The 14552-nt window shown below is 59.7% G+C and carries 14 protein-coding genes; 5 read left to right on the top strand and 9 right to left on the bottom strand.

Going from position 1 to position 14552, the window contains the following annotated elements:
- Positions 1–54: 54 nt before the first annotated feature.
- The 3 genes from gshA to J2Y39_RS20550 form a co-directional block, all read right to left on the bottom strand.
- Positions 55–1638 (bottom strand): glutamate--cysteine ligase, encoded by a 1584-nt coding sequence (gshA, locus tag J2Y39_RS20560; protein ID WP_041477477.1) that lies wholly within the window; start codon positions 1636–1638, stop codon positions 55–57.
- Between the two features lie 247 nt (positions 1639–1885).
- Positions 1886–2269 carry a PaaI family thioesterase gene (locus J2Y39_RS20555; protein ID WP_052512482.1) on the bottom strand — a complete coding sequence of 128 codons (384 nt, stop codon included), beginning with the start codon at positions 2267–2269 and terminating at the stop codon, positions 1886–1888.
- Complete coding sequence (locus tag J2Y39_RS20550; RefSeq protein ID WP_310219390.1) at positions 2269–4593, bottom strand: Tex family protein; 2325 nt, start codon at positions 4591–4593, stop codon at positions 2269–2271. Before J2Y39_RS20550 ends, J2Y39_RS20555 begins: the two co-directional genes overlap by 1 nt.
- Positions 4594–4951: 358 nt before the next feature.
- Here J2Y39_RS20550 and ompR point away from each other — a divergent pair, with 358 nt between their 5' ends.
- Both ompR and J2Y39_RS20540 read left to right on the top strand, forming a co-directional pair.
- Entirely contained in the window at positions 4952–5692 is a 741-nt protein-coding gene (ompR, locus tag J2Y39_RS20545; protein WP_016772186.1) for a two-component system response regulator OmpR, read from the top strand.
- Positions 5693–5806: 114 nt separating this feature from the next.
- Entirely contained in the window at positions 5807–7120 is a 1314-nt protein-coding gene (locus J2Y39_RS20540) for an ATP-binding protein (protein WP_016770645.1), read from the top strand.
- A 129-nt stretch (positions 7121–7249) separates the two neighbouring features.
- Here the strand turns inward: J2Y39_RS20540 and rimK are convergent, their stop codons facing one another.
- From rimK to J2Y39_RS20525, 3 genes are read right to left on the bottom strand one after another with little or no spacing between them, the layout of a single operon-like run.
- Positions 7250–8155 (bottom strand): 30S ribosomal protein S6--L-glutamate ligase, encoded by a 906-nt coding sequence (gene rimK, locus J2Y39_RS20535; protein WP_024011184.1) that lies wholly within the window; start codon positions 8153–8155, stop codon positions 7250–7252.
- Positions 8152–8613 carry an ATP-dependent zinc protease gene (locus tag J2Y39_RS20530; protein WP_172667902.1) on the bottom strand — a complete coding sequence of 154 codons (462 nt, stop codon included), beginning with the start codon at positions 8611–8613 and terminating at the stop codon, positions 8152–8154. Before J2Y39_RS20530 ends, rimK begins: the two co-directional genes overlap by 4 nt.
- A gap of 34 nt (positions 8614–8647) precedes the next feature.
- Positions 8648–9427: an EAL domain-containing protein gene (locus J2Y39_RS20525; protein WP_095181098.1), complete on the bottom strand. Its 780-nt coding sequence runs from the start codon at positions 9425–9427 to the stop codon at positions 8648–8650.
- A 116-nt stretch (positions 9428–9543) separates the two neighbouring features.
- On the opposite strand from J2Y39_RS20525, the gene J2Y39_RS20520 reads away from it, so the two are divergent.
- Complete coding sequence (locus J2Y39_RS20520; protein ID WP_016772182.1) at positions 9544–9951, top strand: RNA-binding S4 domain-containing protein; 408 nt, start codon at positions 9544–9546, stop codon at positions 9949–9951.
- 97 nt (positions 9952–10048) lie between these two features.
- Here J2Y39_RS20520 and J2Y39_RS20515 read toward each other — a convergent pair whose 3' ends face one another.
- Positions 10049–10849, bottom strand: a complete 801-nt coding sequence (locus J2Y39_RS20515; protein ID WP_095181097.1) for a phosphatase PAP2 family protein — start codon at positions 10847–10849, stop codon at positions 10049–10051.
- 107 nt (positions 10850–10956) lie between these two features.
- Between J2Y39_RS20515 and hslO the strand changes: the two genes are divergently transcribed.
- Together hslO and J2Y39_RS20505 are read left to right on the top strand one after the other, a co-directional pair.
- Entirely contained in the window at positions 10957–11859 is a 903-nt protein-coding gene (hslO, locus tag J2Y39_RS20510) for an Hsp33 family molecular chaperone HslO (RefSeq protein ID WP_056787111.1), read from the top strand.
- 181 nt (positions 11860–12040) lie between these two features.
- Positions 12041–13582: a phosphoenolpyruvate carboxykinase gene (locus tag J2Y39_RS20505; RefSeq protein ID WP_016772179.1), complete on the top strand. Its 1542-nt coding sequence runs from the start codon at positions 12041–12043 to the stop codon at positions 13580–13582.
- Between the two features lie 177 nt (positions 13583–13759).
- On the opposite strand, the gene J2Y39_RS20500 is transcribed toward J2Y39_RS20505, so the two are convergent.
- A complete protein-coding gene (locus J2Y39_RS20500; protein WP_056787114.1) occupies positions 13760–14032 on the bottom strand; it encodes a type II toxin-antitoxin system mRNA interferase toxin, RelE/StbE family in 273 nt (90 codons plus the stop codon).
- Entirely contained in the window at positions 14032–14478 is a 447-nt protein-coding gene (locus J2Y39_RS20495; protein ID WP_056787116.1) for a hypothetical protein, read from the bottom strand. The genes J2Y39_RS20500 and J2Y39_RS20495 overlap by 1 nt, the downstream gene beginning before the upstream one ends.
- Positions 14479–14552 lie beyond the last annotated feature (74 nt).

The following is a 14552-nucleotide window of genomic DNA, read 5'->3' as shown; positions in this document are numbered from 1 at the left end:
AACAACCCGGTCAGTCCCCTCTCCCTCTGGGAGAGGGCTAGGGTGAGGGGCTCTTCAGTTGCTGATCGCGAGGATGCTCGCCTGATACGCGCCAACAAACACATCGAAATCGCCGACTTCGTTCTGCTCAAGCTCGGTCTGCTGTGCCAGCGACGCGCGCGCCAGTTCTTCAAACTTCGCTTGCTCGTCAGCCGCCAACGGCTCGCTGCGGAAGAACTCGGCGTGGGTCTGGCTCTGGCGCAGGGAGAACTGCGCAAAGCTTTCCTTGTGCTCGGCCATGGCCGCCAGCACCTGCGCCGATGGGGTCAGGGACGGGTCGTTGACCTTGGCCAGTTGCGCATCCAGGGCCTTGCTGTGGGCATCGCCGCCGACGCTCTGGTCGAGCATCGCCGCCAGCGGAGCAATCTGTTCCAGCAGTTCGGCCGCCCATTGCTTCATCTCGACCGGTTGACCGTCACGCTGCAATTGCAGGCCCGGACGGCGACCTTCCTTGACCACGCTGAGGAAGTTCGAGGTGGCGTTGCCGCACGAAGTGTTGGTCAGCAGCGGGCTGTCGTTCAGCGCGCAGTACAGCAGGAAGGCGTCGATGAAGCGCGATTCGGTGAGGTCGATGCCCATCGGCAGGAACGGGTTGATGTCCAGGCAGCGCACTTCGACGTACTGGATGCCGCGCGCCATCAGCGCCTGGATCGGCCGCTCACCGGTGTAGGTCACGCGTTTCGGGCGGATGTTGGAGTAGTACTCGTTTTCGATCTGCAGGATGTTGGTGTTGAGCTGCACCCATTCGCCATCCTTGTGCGTGCCGACTTCCACGTATGGCGCGTAGGGCGTGGCCACGGCTTCGCGCAGGCTGTCGGTGTAGCTCGCCAGGTCGTTGTAGCACGGTGTCAGGCCGGCCTGGGCATTGCTCTGATAACCGAGATCGCTCATGCGCAGGCTGGTGGCGTACGGCAGATACAGCGTGTCCGGATCCAGCTGCTCGAGCTGATGCGAACGCCCGCGCAGGAAGCCGGCGTCCAGCGCCGGCGAGGCACCGAACAGGTACATCAGCAGCCAGCTGTAGCGACGGAAGTTGCGAATCAGCGCGATGTAGGAAACCGATTGGAAATCGCGATCGGTGCCGACGAAACCTTCGGCCTCGCGCAGCAATGGCCAGAGCTGTTCCGGCAGGGAAAAGTTGTAGTGAATCCCGGCAATGCATTGCATGGTCTTGCCGTAACGCAGGGCCAGGCCCTTGCGATAAACGTACTTGAGCTGACCGATGTTGGAGGTGCCGTAATAGGCGATCGGAATATCTTCCTCGGCCGGCAACGGGCACGGCATCGATGGACTCCACAGGTACTCGTTGCCGAGTTTGCTGTAGGCAAAACGATGAATCTTGTCCAGGCTCGCCAGCGTGTCGGCAGGATCCGGCAGGGCAGGCGTAATGAATTCCAGCAGCGACTCGGAGTAGTCGGTGGTGATCTGTTCGTTGGTCAGCGCGGAACCCAGGGCTTCGGGGTGCGGCGTTTGCGCCAGGCGACCTTCACTGGTCACGCGCAGGCATTCACGTTCGATACCGTGCAGGCACTGCTTGAGCAGAGAGAGGTTAGCGCGCTCGCCGAGCAGAGCCAGGCGGCGGTTGAGAAGTTCGCTCAATTTGGATTCCTTCACGCGTCAGTCGCCCCAATATGGGGGTGGGCAAGACGGTCTACAAGGGTGAAGTTGAAACTGGCGTTATCGCCTGGTTTTCTAGCCTGTCAGCCGCACACATGAACCCGTAGAAGCTGCCGAAGGCTGCGATCTGTTGATCTTGCTGTTGAAAAACAAAATCAAAAGATCGCAGCCTTCGGCAGCTCCCACAGGATTCGTTGCGCCGAAATTAACTCAAAATGATGAGCAACATCTACAGGACAGCGAAGGTGCCTTGCGCTTTTGCGACCAGTTTGTCGCCCTGCATCACCTCGGCTTCGACCACCAGCGTGCGCCGGCCCGGGTGGATCACCCGCGCCGTGCAAAGCACCTCGCCGTCGGAAACGGCGCGGATGTAGTTGATCTTGCATTCGATGGTCGCACTCTGCTGATCGAAGCCATGGCTGCTGGAACAAGCCAGGCCCATGGCGATGTCGACCAGACTGAACAGCGCGCCGCCGTGCAGTTTGCCGCCGCGATTGCGCAGTTCGGGCTCAAGCGCCAGGGCGACTTGCGCCACCCCGGTTTCGAGACTGTGCAGGCGACAGCCCAACAGCTTGAAAAACGCGCTCTCGACGAGCCCGGCCGGCATCTCCATCAGCGTTTCTTCAACTGCTTGGCGTTGGCGAACAGCGAGGCCATCGCATTGTTCACCGGCGCGGCGGTGGCGGTTTCCTTGCGCGGCGCGTTGCCCGAAGACTGGCGCGGTGCCGAGCCCGGACGCGAGCCACGGGCGCCATCGATTTTCTCGCCGGGAGTGTCGCTCATGCGCATCGACAGACCGACGCGTTTGCGCGGGATATCGACTTCCATGACCTTCACTTTCACCACGTCACCGGCCTTGACCGCTTCGCGCGGGTCCTTGATGAACTTCTCCGACAGCGCCGAGATGTGCACCAGACCATCCTGATGCACGCCGATGTCGACGAATGCACCAAATGCCGTCACGTTGGTCACCACGCCTTCAAGGATCATCCCCAGTTGCAGGTCCTTGAGGTCTTCGACGCCTTCCTGGAATTCGGCAGTCTTGAACTCCGGACGTGGATCGCGACCGGGTTTTTCCAGTTCTTGCAGGATGTCGGTGACGGTCGGCAGACCGAACGTTTCGTCGGTGAATTTCTTCGGGTCCAGACGCTTGAGGAACGCGGCATCGCCGATCAGCGAGCGAATGTCGCGGTCGGTTTCAGCGGCAATGCGCTGCACCAGTGGATAGGCTTCCGGGTGCACCGCCGACGAATCCAGCGGGTTGTCGCCGTTCATCACGCGCAAGAAACCGGCGGCCTGTTCGAAGGTTTTCTCGCCCAGTCGCGCGACTTTCTTCAGCGCTGCACGGGTCTTGAACGCGCCGTGTTCGTCACGGTGAGCAACGATGTTCTGCGCCAGCGTCGCATTGAGGCCGGAAATCCGTGCCAGCAAGGCCACGGAGGCGGTATTCACATCCACGCCCACGGCGTTTACGCAGTCCTCGACCACGGCGTCCAGACCGCGCGCCAGTTTCAGCTGCGAGACGTCGTGCTGGTATTGGCCGACGCCAATGGATTTCGGATCGATTTTCACCAGCTCGGCCAACGGATCCTGCAGGCGACGGGCGATCGACACGGCGCCACGGATCGACACATCGAGGTCCGGGAATTCCTTGGCCGCCAGTTCCGACGCCGAGTACACCGAGGCGCCGGCTTCGGAAACCATGACCTTGGTCATTTTCATAGCTGGATATTTTTTGATCAGCTCGATCGCCAGCTTGTCGGTCTCACGGCTAGCAGTACCGTTGCCGATGGCGATCAGGTCCACCGAATGCTTGGCACACAGGGCGGCCAAGATGGCGATGGTCTGATCCCATTTGTTGTGTGGCACGTGCGGGTAAACCGTGGCGTGGTCGAGCAGCTTGCCGGTCGAATCGACCACGGCCACCTTGCAGCCGGTACGCAGGCCCGGGTCGAGGCCCAGCGTCGCGCGCGGGCCGGCCGGAGCGGCCAACAGCAGGTCGTGCAGGTTGTGCGCGAAAACGTTGATCGCTTCGGTTTCGGCGCCATCGCGCAACTCGCCGAGCAGGTCGGTTTCCAGGTGGGTGTAGAGCTTGACCTTCCAAGTCCAGCGCACCACTTCACCGAGCCATTTGTCCGCCGGGCGGTTCTGGTTCTGGATGCCGAACTGCTGAGCGATCATGCCTTCGCACGGGTGCATGGTGCCAGGCAACTCATCGCCGACTTTCAATGCGGAGCTGAGAATGCCTTCGTTGCGGCCACGGAAAATCGCCAGGGCGCGGTGCGAAGGCATGCTCTTCAGAGGCTCGTCGTGTTCGAAGTAATCACGGAACTTGGCGCCTTCCTCTTCCTTGCCGGCGATGACGCGGGCACTGAGGATCGCTTCCTGTTTGAGGAAATTGCGCAGCTTTTCCAACAGGCTGGCGTCTTCGGCGAAGCGCTCCATGAGGATGTACTTGGCGCCTTCCAGCGCAGCCTTGACGTCGGTCACACCTTTTTCGGCATCGACGAAGCGTGCGGCTTCGGTTTCCGGCGACAGGTTCGGGTCGTTGAACAAACCGTCGGCCAGTTCGCCGAGCCCGGCTTCGAGGGCGATCTGGCCCTTGGTGCGGCGCTTCTGCTTGTACGGCAGGTACAAGTCTTCGAGACGGGTTTTGGTGTCGGCGAGCTTGATGTCGCGTTCCAGGGCAGGGGTGAGCTTGCCTTGCTCTTCGATGCTGGCGAGGATGCTGATGCGCCGTTCGTCGAGTTCTCGCAGGTAGCGCAGGCGCTCTTCCAGATGACGCAACTGAGTGTCATCGAGGCTGCCGGTGACTTCTTTCCGGTAACGGGCGATGAAGGGGACGGTTGAACCTTCATCGAGTAGCGCGACGGCCGCTTCGACCTGTTGTGGGCGTACGCCGAGTTCCTCGGCGATGCGGCTGTTGATGCTGTCCATAAAACCACCTGACATAGTATGAAAGCAGGCTCGCAGGCACGCAGATAATGGCCTGGAGGCTGATTGAGCGGCTGGAAAATTGCCGCTGCCTGGATCAAGAAGCTGCCCATTGACCCGTGAAATCGAACAGTTACTGCACAGGGCCGGAAAAAATACCGGCCACTTACGGTAACGATTCAGACGTTGCCTGGCGCAAAACGCCGCGCATTATAACCAGCGTTCTGTCATTCGGGGGCGTTGCAGGCTGTAGGCATAAACCCCGGTTTTCTGGCAGTGAAGGAAAAATCTGCTAACAATGCACACGGTGCGTATAACGGCAGCTACGCCATAATGCGCGCCGAGCTAAAAGGAGCATCCAATGAGCAGCACTGCACAAACGGCTGAAGGCGAAAAAATTCTTATCGTTGATGACGATCCGGGGCTGAGCAGCCTGCTGGAGCGTTTCTTCGTCAGCAAGGGCTACCGTGCCCGTACCGTTCCGAACACCGAGCAGATGGATCGTCTGCTGGCGCGTGAAGTGTTCAATCTGGTCGTTCTCGACCTGATGCTGCCGGGCGAAGACGGCCTGACCGCGTGCCGCCGTCTGCGCAGCGCGAACAACCAGATTCCGATCATCATGCTCACCGCCAAGGGCGATGAGCTGAGCCGTATCAAGGGCCTTGAACTGGGCGCCGACGATTACCTGGCCAAGCCGTTCAACCCGGACGAGCTGATGGCGCGGGTCAAAGCGGTATTGCGCCGTCAGGCCGCACCGGTGCCGGGCGCGCCGGGCAGTGAAGACGAAAACGTCACCTTCGGTGATTACGTGTTGTCGCTGGCGACCCGCGAGCTCAAGCGTGGCGATGAAGTGCACATGCTCACCACCGGTGAGTTCGCGGTACTCAAGGCGCTGGTGATGAACGCCCGTCAGCCGCTGACCCGCGACAAGCTGATGAACCTCGCCCGTGGCCGTGAATGGGATGCGCTGGAGCGTTCCATCGACGTGCAGATCTCGCGTCTGCGCCGCATGATCGAACCCGATCCGTCGAAACCGCGCTACATCCAGACTGTCTGGGGCGTGGGTTACGTGTTCGTACCGGATGGCACCGCCACCAAGTGATCGGTGATTTGTAGGAGCGGGTCTGCAAGGCTCTGGTCGCACGGCCATTGCCACAGACTCGCAATCCGCAATATGCGAGCATTGCTCGCTCCTGCAAGTGTGTAGCGGTTAAAGATGAAAACCCCCGTCTGGTTCCCCCAAAGTTTTTTCTCCCGCACCCTCTGGCTGGTGCTGATCGTCGTGCTGTTTTCCAAGGCGCTGACCCTGGTTTATCTGTTGATGAACGAGGACGTGCTGGTGGATCGCCAATACAGCCATGGCGTCGCTCTGACGCTGCGCGCCTATTGGGCCGCCGACGAAGAGAACCGCGCAAAAATTGCCGATGCCGCGACCCTGATTCGGGTGGTCGGCGCCGGTGTGCCGGAAGGCGAACAGCACTGGCCGTACAGCGAAATCTACCAACGTCAGATGCAGGCGGAACTGGGTGCCGACACCGAGGTGCGTTTGCGCATGCACTCGCCGCCGGCATTGTGGGTGAGGGCACCGAGCCTGGGCGATGGCTGGCTGAAAGTGCCGTTGTATCCGCACCCGCTGCGCGGCCAGAAGATCTGGAACGTGCTCGGCTGGTTCCTCGCCATCGGCCTGCTTTCTACGGCGTCGGCATGGATTTTCGTCAGCCAGCTCAACCAGCCGTTGAAGCGCCTGGTGTATGCCGCGCGGCAACTCGGCCAGGGCCGCAGCGTACGTCTGCCGATCAGTGATACGCCGAGCGAAATGACCGAGGTTTATCGCGCCTTCAACCAGATGGCCGAGGACGTCGAACAGGCCGGACGTGAGCGGGAGCTGATGCTGGCGGGGGTTTCCCACGACTTGCGCACACCGCTGACGCGCTTGCGCCTGTCGCTGGAACTGATGGGCGATCACACCGACCTCACCGACGACATGGTCCGCGACATCGAGGACATGGACGCGATTCTCGACCAGTTCCTCGCGTTCATTCGCGACGGTCGTGACGAGTCGGTGGAAGAGGTCGACCTCAGCGATCTGGTGCGCGAAGTCGCCGCGCCATACAACCAGAACGAAGAGAAAGTGCGCCTGCGCCTGGAACCGATCCAGCCGTTTCCGCTGCGTCGGGTGTCGATGAAACGCCTGCTCAACAACCTGATCGGCAATGCCTTGAACCATGCCGGTACCGGCGTTGAAGTAGCGGCGTATGTATCGGGAGATACCAGCGCGCCGTATGTGGTGCTGAGTGTGATGGACCGTGGCGCGGGAATTGATCCGTCCGAGCTTGAAGCGATCTTCAACCCGTTTACCCGAGGTGATCGGGCTCGCGGTGGCAAAGGCACCGGGCTGGGGCTGGCGATCGTGAAAAGGATTGCGGCGATGCATGGCGGCAATGTCGAATTGCGCAACCGGTCCGGGGGTGGACTGGAGGCGCGGGTGAGATTGCCGTTGGGGTTGATGTTGCCGCGTGATGCTGTTTAAGCGCTGAGATCTTCAAGAGGGCGGATGGCCCCTTCGCGAGCAGGCTCGCTCCCACATTTTGGAATGCGATCAACTGTGGGAGCGAGCCTGCTCGCGAAGGCGGCTTTCCAGCCGCCGAATATCTCTGGGTTAACCTTTGCCCTTGGTGCGGGTCATATTCGGCCCGCCATTCTTTTCCAGATGCTCGATGATGATTCCGGCGACATTCTTGCCAGTGGTGGTCTCGATGCCTTCCAGTCCCGGCGACGAATTCACTTCCATCACCAGCGGACCGTGATTGGAACGCAGGATATCCACACCCGCCACCGCCAGGCCCATGACCTTGGCAGCGCGTAACGCGGTCATGCGTTCTTCCGGGGTGATCTTGATCAGGCTGGCGCTGCCACCGCGATGCAGGTTGGAGCGAAACTCGCCCGGTTTGGCCTGGCGCTTCATTGCGGCGATCACCTTGTCGCCGACCACGAAGCAGCGGATATCCGCGCCGCCGGCTTCCTTGATGTATTCCTGGACCATGATGTTCTGCTTCAGGCCCATGAACGCTTCGATCACCGACTCTGCCGCCGTCGCGGTTTCGCACAGCACCACGCCGATGCCCTGAGTGCCTTCCAGTACCTTGATCACCAGCGGTGCACCGTTGACCATGGCGATCAGGTCGGGAATGTCGTCAGGCGAGTGGGCAAAACCGGTGACCGGCAAACCGATGCCGCGCCGCGACAGCAGCTGCAGCGAACGCAATTTGTCCCGCGAGCGGGCAATTGCCACCGACTCGTTGAGCGGGAATACGCCCATCATTTCGAACTGACGCAACACCGCGCAGCCGTAGAACGTCACCGATGCGCCGATCCGCGGGATCACCGCGTCAAAACCTTCCAGCGGTTTGCCGCGGTAATGGATCTGCGGCTTGTGGCTGGCAATATTCATGTAGGCGCGCAAGGTGTCGATCACTACCATTTCATGCCCGCGCTCGATTCCGGCTTCGACCAGACGGCGGGTGGAATACAGACGCGGATTACGCGACAGCACAGCGATCTTCATGCAACACCTGTGGAGGAGGTAGATACCGGGAACACCGGCTTGTCTTGTACATATTTGATGCCCGGATTGACCACCAACTGGCCATCGATCAGGGCTTTGGAACCGAGCAGCAGGCGATAGCGCATGGACTTGCGGCAGGCCAGAGTGAACTCCACCGGCCAGACCCGATCACCCAGGGCCAGCGTGGTGCTGATCACATAGCGCACCTGGGCATGGCCGTTGGAGCTCTTGATGGTTTTGCGCGTGACCAACGGCGCTTCGCAGCGCCGGTGACGCAACTGCACCACCGTGCCGAGATGCGCAGTGAAGCGCACCCATTTCTCGCCGTCGCGTTCGAAAGGCTCGATGTCGGTGGCGTGCAGGCTGGAGGTGCTGGCGCCGGTGTCGATTTTTGCGCGCAGGCCCGCAACTCCCAAACCCGGGAGCGCCACCCACTCGCGCAGACCGACAACGGTCAAATGATCAAATGTCTTCAAAGAAAAAAACCAAGGGTTAACGCTTCCAGGCCCCGTCCGGCACCTGGGCCAACGCTTTGAACGCAGGTCTGGCGAACCAGTAGCCCTGCATCAGGAATATTCCACAGTCCGCGAGGAAATCCCGTTCCCCGGCGCTTTCTATGCCTTCGGCAATGACTGTAACGTCCAACTCCGCACACATTGTGACAATCCCCCGAACGATCACCTGACGGACACGATCCTGGTCAATATCGCGGATCAGCGCCATGTCGAGTTTGATCAGGTCTGGTTGGAAATCGGCCAGCAGATTGAGCCCCGAATAGCCGGCACCGAAATCGTCGATGGCGGTCTTGAAGCCGAATTCGCGGTATTCACGCAGAATATTGGTCAAATGGCGATAATTATCTACGTGCTCGATTTCCAGAGTTTCGAAAATCAGTCGGTCGATCGGAAAGTTGTGTTTGCGTGCGGCCTCCAGTGTGCTGCGAATGCATAGCTCTGGACGGTAGACGGCGTTGGGCAAAAAGTTGATCGACAAGTGTGTCTGCATATTTAGGCTCGCCGCACCTTCGATGGCGCGGGTCCGGCAGAGCTGGTCGAAACGGTAGCGGTTGTCTTCTGTAACCTGATTTAACACCGACAGTGCACCTTCCCCTGACACGCCTCGGACCAGCGCTTCGTGGGCAAATACCGATTGATCGCGCAGGTCGACAATCGGCTGGTAGGCGAAGGCAAAATCGAAATCCAGCGGTTCGCTTTGCTGGCAGCCCTGGCAACCGCCCCTAGGTGAGGTCAACGAAGTTGGAAATTTAGTCACGCGGTCACTCCAGGCCGGTCGGGCGGCGAAGATCACAGTCAATCTGGAGGGCCGAGTTCTTGCGCCCGACAGAAACGGTAGTACAGTTCCGACTACTGGCTGAGCGAGGAATTCATATGGGACAGAAGCAGGAGGAGGACGACAAGGTCCGTCTCGATAAGTGGTTATGGGCGGCGCGTTTCTACAAGACGCGTGCTCTGGCCAAAGCAGCAATCGAAAGCGGCAAGGTGCATTGTCGTGGCGAGCGCTGCAAGCCGGGCAAGGAGCCGCGCATTGGTGATGAGTTCGAGATTCGCACCGGCTTCGAAGTGCGCACGGTGAGGGTCGAGGCATTGTCGATCGTGCGGCGTGGCGCACCCGAGGCGCAAACCTTGTATGCCGAGACCGAAGCGAGTGTCGCCAAGCGTGAAGCGGCTGCGGCGATGCGCAAGGCGGGCTCGTTGGGCGTGAGCACCGATGGCAAACCGAGCAAGAAACAGCGGCGGGATCTGTTCAAGTTTCGCGGTAGCAGCAACGAAGATTGAAACGTTGTGCCGGCCTCTTCGCGAGCAGGCTCGCTCCCACATTCGATCGAGTCGTCTGTGGCAGCGAGCCTGCTCGCGAATCGAGTACGACGCGGTATCAGGCGCTACGCACCATACTCATCCGCGACACCATCGGCAGCTTGCCCAGCAACGCGAAAATCGGCGCGGTCAGCTTCAACCAGAGGTTCGACGCGTGATAGGCAAACGGCGTGTAGTAACCCCAGCCCAACGCCCACACCGCCAGCAGCACACCGCCGATGTAGTCGTCCTGACCCCAATGCGCGCCGGCCACCAGACGCGGCAACATGAACAATACGGCCAGACCCCAGACCGTTAGAAATTGTCCGACGGTGCGGCTGAACACGCCCATGAACAACGCCCAGATCAACAACACCGAGGCATGATCACCGGGAAAACTCTGGCCCGAGCGGTCCTTCAGCTCCCAGGTTTTTTCCAGATGCGGAAAGTAATCGCTGATGTGCACGGCGCCCTCAAGCACCATTGACGGGCTGCTGTGCTGCCAGCCCATGTGATCGGCGAATTTGGAAAACAGCGCGCGGATCACCACCATCAGCAGCAGGATCGAGAAAAAACCGAAGAACGCGCGACGCACGTCGATCGCCCTGAAAACCCAATCGCCCTTGATCAGCAGCGTCAGCAGAATCAGTCCGACGACGATGTCGAACGGGCGCAGACTTGCAATTGCCCAGATGTGGAGCCATATCGGGTTGCTGGCCAGCGGCGCATTCAACGAGCGGAACAGCCACTCGTCGAAAATCACACACAGCATCTGACCGGTAGGCCATAACCAGAAAGCCAGTAGCGCCAGCGGCACTACGTTACACAGAACCAGCCGGCCGAGGTTCCACCTTGATTGGAACAAACCCGGATTGTTCATAAAATGCCTCCCATGGCGAAAAAGCGCCGGCACCAAAAAAAGTGCCAGCAAGCGCAAATTTTCACGTTTTGTAACCATTTTGTCATCACATTCAGATACCCAGACCTATGACCGACCTAGCGGATACCGATTTCACTCAACGCTTCATCTTCGATGACAGCGACACTCGCGGCGAACTGGTAGCGCTGGAGCGCAGCTACGCCGAAGTCCTCGCCAAACACCCGTACCCGGAGCCGGTCGCGCAGTTGCTCGGCGAACTGATGGCGGCCGCGTCGTTACTGGTCGGCACGCTCAAGTTCGATGGCTTGCTGATTTTGCAGGCACGCTCGGAAGGGCCGATTCCGCTGCTGATGATCGAGTGTTCCAGCGAGCGCGAAATCCGTGGCCTGGCGCGTTACGACGCCGAGCAGATCGCGGTTGACGCGACCCTTGCCGACTTGATGCCGAACGGCGTTCTGGCCCTGACCGTCGACCCGACTGTTGGCCAGCGCTATCAGGGCATTGTTGATCTTGACGGCGAGACCCTGTCGGACTGTTTCACCAACTATTTCGTCATGTCGCAACAGGTCGGCACCCGCTTCAAGCTCTTCGCCGACGGTCGTCGTGCCCGTGGCATGTTGCTGCAACAACTCCCCGCCGATCGCTTGAAAGACGAAGAGGAACGCGCCGCCAGCTGGCAGCATCTCACCGCACTGGCCAGCACCTTGAGCGCTGATGAGCTCATTAGTCTGGACAACGAAACCGTGCTGCATCGCCTGTACCACGAAGAGCAGGTACGTCTGTTTGATGTGCAGCATCTGCGCTTCAGTTGCAGCTGCTCGCGGGAACGCTCCGGCAATGCGCTGGTCAGTCTTGGGCTGGAAGATGCGCTGGCGCTGGCCGCCGAGCAGGGCGGCAAAGTCGAGATCGATTGCCAGTTCTGCAATCAGCAGTACCTGTTTGACGCAGCCGATATTGCTCAATTGTTCGCTGGCGCGGGCGTCGATACGCCGTCAGATACCCGTCACTAAAACGGTTCAGCGCAGGTAAATTCACTGCGGAATGACGGAATATCGCCGTTACGACGGGAGGACCCTACTCTTTTTGGGCTTTTCTGGCATAATCCGGCCCACTTTTTTCGCGGTAGTAGTGCACGACTTTCTACTACAAAACGTTTGGAGCACACTCGGCCACTGGCCGACGGGGAACCTCATGACGCAAGCCAATAACGCCGTGTACACCGATCTGAGTGTTGATGATCTGGTAAAAGAAGCCCTGAATCGCGGTGAAGGCGAGCTTGCCGATACCGGCGCTCTGGTTGTTCGCACCGGTCACCGCACCGGCCGCTCGCCAGTCGACCGTTTCATCGTTGAAGAGCCTTCCACCCAGGCCGCTATTGCCTGGGGCCCGATCAACCGCAAGTTCCCGGCCGACAAGTTCGATGCCCTGTGGGCTCGCGTCGAGGCCTTCAACAACGCGCAAGAGCACTTCGTTTCCCACGTGCATGTAGGCGCGGCGGAAGATCACTACCTGGCCGTGAAAATGACCACACAGACTGCCTGGCAGAACCTGTTCGGTCGTTGCCTGTTCATCAACCCGGCCCAGTACAACCCGGCTGGCCGTGAAGAATGGCAAGTGCTCAACGTTGCCAACTTCGAGTGCGTGCCTGAGCGTGACGGCACCAACTCCGACGGTTGCGTGATCATCAACTTCGCGCAGAAGAAAGTGCTGATCGCTGGCATGCGTTACGCCGGCGAGATGAAGAAAGCCATGTTCTCGGTGCAGAACTTCCTGCTGCCGGCCGCTGACGTGCTGCCAATGCACTGCGCTGCCAACATCGGCGAAGACGGTGACGTGACCCTGTTCTTCGGTCTGTCGGGCACCGGTAAAACCACCCTGTCGGCCGACGAAAGCCGTTACCTGATCGGTGACGACGAACACGGCTGGGGCGAAGGCGTGGTGTTCAACATCGAAGGCGGTTGCTATGCCAAGTGCATCGACCTCTCCGAGAAGAACGAGCCGGTTATCTGGAAAGCCATCAAGCACGGCGCGGTGCTGGAAAACGTCGTCATCGACGACGCCAAGCACGCCGATTATGCCGATGTCAGCCTGACCCAGAACAGCCGCGCGGCGTATCCGCTGGAGCACGTTGCCAAGCGTTCCGAGAAGAACCTGGGTGGCGAGCCAAACGCGGTGATCTTCCTGACCTGCGACCTGACCGGCGTACTGCCGCCAGTGTCGATCCTCAACGAAGAACAAGCGGCCTACCACTTCCTTTCCGGCTACACCGCACTGGTGGGCTCGACTGAAATGGGTTCGGGCAGCGGCATCAAGTCGACCTTCTCCACCTGCTTCGGCGCACCGTTCTTCCCGCGTCCGGCTGGTGAATACGCAGAACTGCTGATCAAGCGCATCCGCGGCTTCGGCTCCAAGGTCTACCTGGTCAACACCGGCTGGACCGGCGGCGGCTACGGCGTCGGCCAACGCTTCAACATCCCGACCACCCGCGCGGTGATCGCAGCGATCCAGAGCGGCGCTCTGATCGGTGCTGCCACCGAGCACCTGGACACCATCAACCTCGACGTGCCTCTGGCCGTTCCGGGCGTCGACACCAACCTGCTCAACCCACGGAACACCTGGGCTGACAAGGCTGCGTACGACGAGGCAGCGAAAGCACTGGCCGGTCTGTTCATCGAGAACTTCAAGAAGTTCGAAGTGAGCGACGCGATCAAGGCGGCTGGGCCGAAGTTGTAAGTAGTAGTTTGCAGTGAATAAAAAACCGCCCTTTGGGGCGGTTTTTTCATGGGCGAAGATTTGGGTAAGCTCATCTCAACGGCGGTTCGTCACTTGCCATGTAGCAGTATTCATTCATTTTTGGCCTGATACGGCCAGAGTAATGCCACTCAACAGTACTGCAACATGATCCTCTAATTAAGGCCATTGCTGCCGTGCATGCATGACACGCAGCACTTCCACCCGGTCTTTTTTGATTGCGTAGACGATGACGTAGTTGGCGGCCGCAACGATTTCACGTGTTCCGAGGACCCTGCCCTTTCGGTACAAGGTTGGGCGCTGTCTTGCTATTTCCCCTTTTGATTCGAACATTTCATCGAGATCCGCAGCAGCGTCTGGGTTGTCCTGACCGATTCGGTCCATTATCCGGTCTCGGTCAGCAAGCGCTTCCGGGCGCCAGACCAACCTCATCAGCGCCCTCGTTGACGCAGGGCATCACGCTTGGCGGCGAATATTCGGCGAGCATCTTCATCGCTGATACTTGGCCTTGGATCATCGATGCTGATCTGCACCTGTCGCTTGAACCATTCCTCATAAGCGGCCGCTTCATGGGCTTGTTTCAACGCTTCAGAGCGATCAGGCCTGGCGTAGGTTTTCAGTTGCAGCGGGTCATAGCCGGAGGCATCCACGTTGAATTGGCTGATGCCCAAGCCCTGCAGATAGGTCACAAGCGTCTCCAGCCTCTTGAACAGGCGCACCTGACCACTGCGTTGTGCTGTCAGCGCGCATTTGCGGCTGCCTTGCCGAATCTCGACCGACCAGCCTCCTGGTTTCGCGACGATAATTGTGCCGCTCACAGAACCGTTTTCGACCAAGCGAACGAGGGCGCTGTGATCGATGATTTCAGTGCTGGCCATAAATGCGAGCCCTTCGCTGAGTAATGGCTCCCATCGTACGCAATCAATAGTAGTTTGCAAATTTTGACTCCTGG

Origin of the sequence: Pseudomonas sp. 2957, from assembly GCF_031456345.1 — a bacterium.
GTDB lineage: Bacteria > Pseudomonadota > Gammaproteobacteria > Pseudomonadales > Pseudomonadaceae > Aquipseudomonas > Aquipseudomonas siliginis.
This window is presented reverse-complemented; position numbering and strand designations above follow the sequence as displayed.

Bases quoted from the DNA above. Each gene is read 5' to 3' on its own strand.
- J2Y39_RS20555 (WP_052512482.1), bottom strand. From the start codon at position 2,269: ATGGAGATGCCGGCCGGGCTCGTCGAGAGCGCGTTTTTCAAGCTGTTG.
- J2Y39_RS20550 (WP_310219390.1), bottom strand. From the start codon at position 4,593: ATGGACAGCATCAACAGCCGCATCGCCGAGGAACTCGGCGTACGCCCA.
- ompR (WP_016772186.1), top strand. From the start codon at position 4,952: ATGAGCAGCACTGCACAAACGGCTGAAGGCGAAAAAATTCTTATCGTT.
- J2Y39_RS20540 (WP_016770645.1), top strand. From the start codon at position 5,807: ATGAAAACCCCCGTCTGGTTCCCCCAAAGTTTTTTCTCCCGCACCCTC.
- rimK (WP_024011184.1), bottom strand. From the start codon at position 8,155: ATGAAGATCGCTGTGCTGTCGCGTAATCCGCGTCTGTATTCCACCCGC.
- J2Y39_RS20520 (WP_016772182.1), top strand. From the start codon at position 9,544: ATGGGACAGAAGCAGGAGGAGGACGACAAGGTCCGTCTCGATAAGTGG.
- J2Y39_RS20515 (WP_095181097.1), bottom strand. From the start codon at position 10,849: ATGAACAATCCGGGTTTGTTCCAATCAAGGTGGAACCTCGGCCGGCTG.
- hslO (WP_056787111.1), top strand. From the start codon at position 10,957: ATGACCGACCTAGCGGATACCGATTTCACTCAACGCTTCATCTTCGAT.
- J2Y39_RS20505 (WP_016772179.1), top strand. From the start codon at position 12,041: ATGACGCAAGCCAATAACGCCGTGTACACCGATCTGAGTGTTGATGAT.
- J2Y39_RS20500 (WP_056787114.1), bottom strand. From the start codon at position 14,032: ATGAGGTTGGTCTGGCGCCCGGAAGCGCTTGCTGACCGAGACCGGATA.
- J2Y39_RS20495 (WP_056787116.1), bottom strand. From the start codon at position 14,478: ATGGCCAGCACTGAAATCATCGATCACAGCGCCCTCGTTCGCTTGGTC.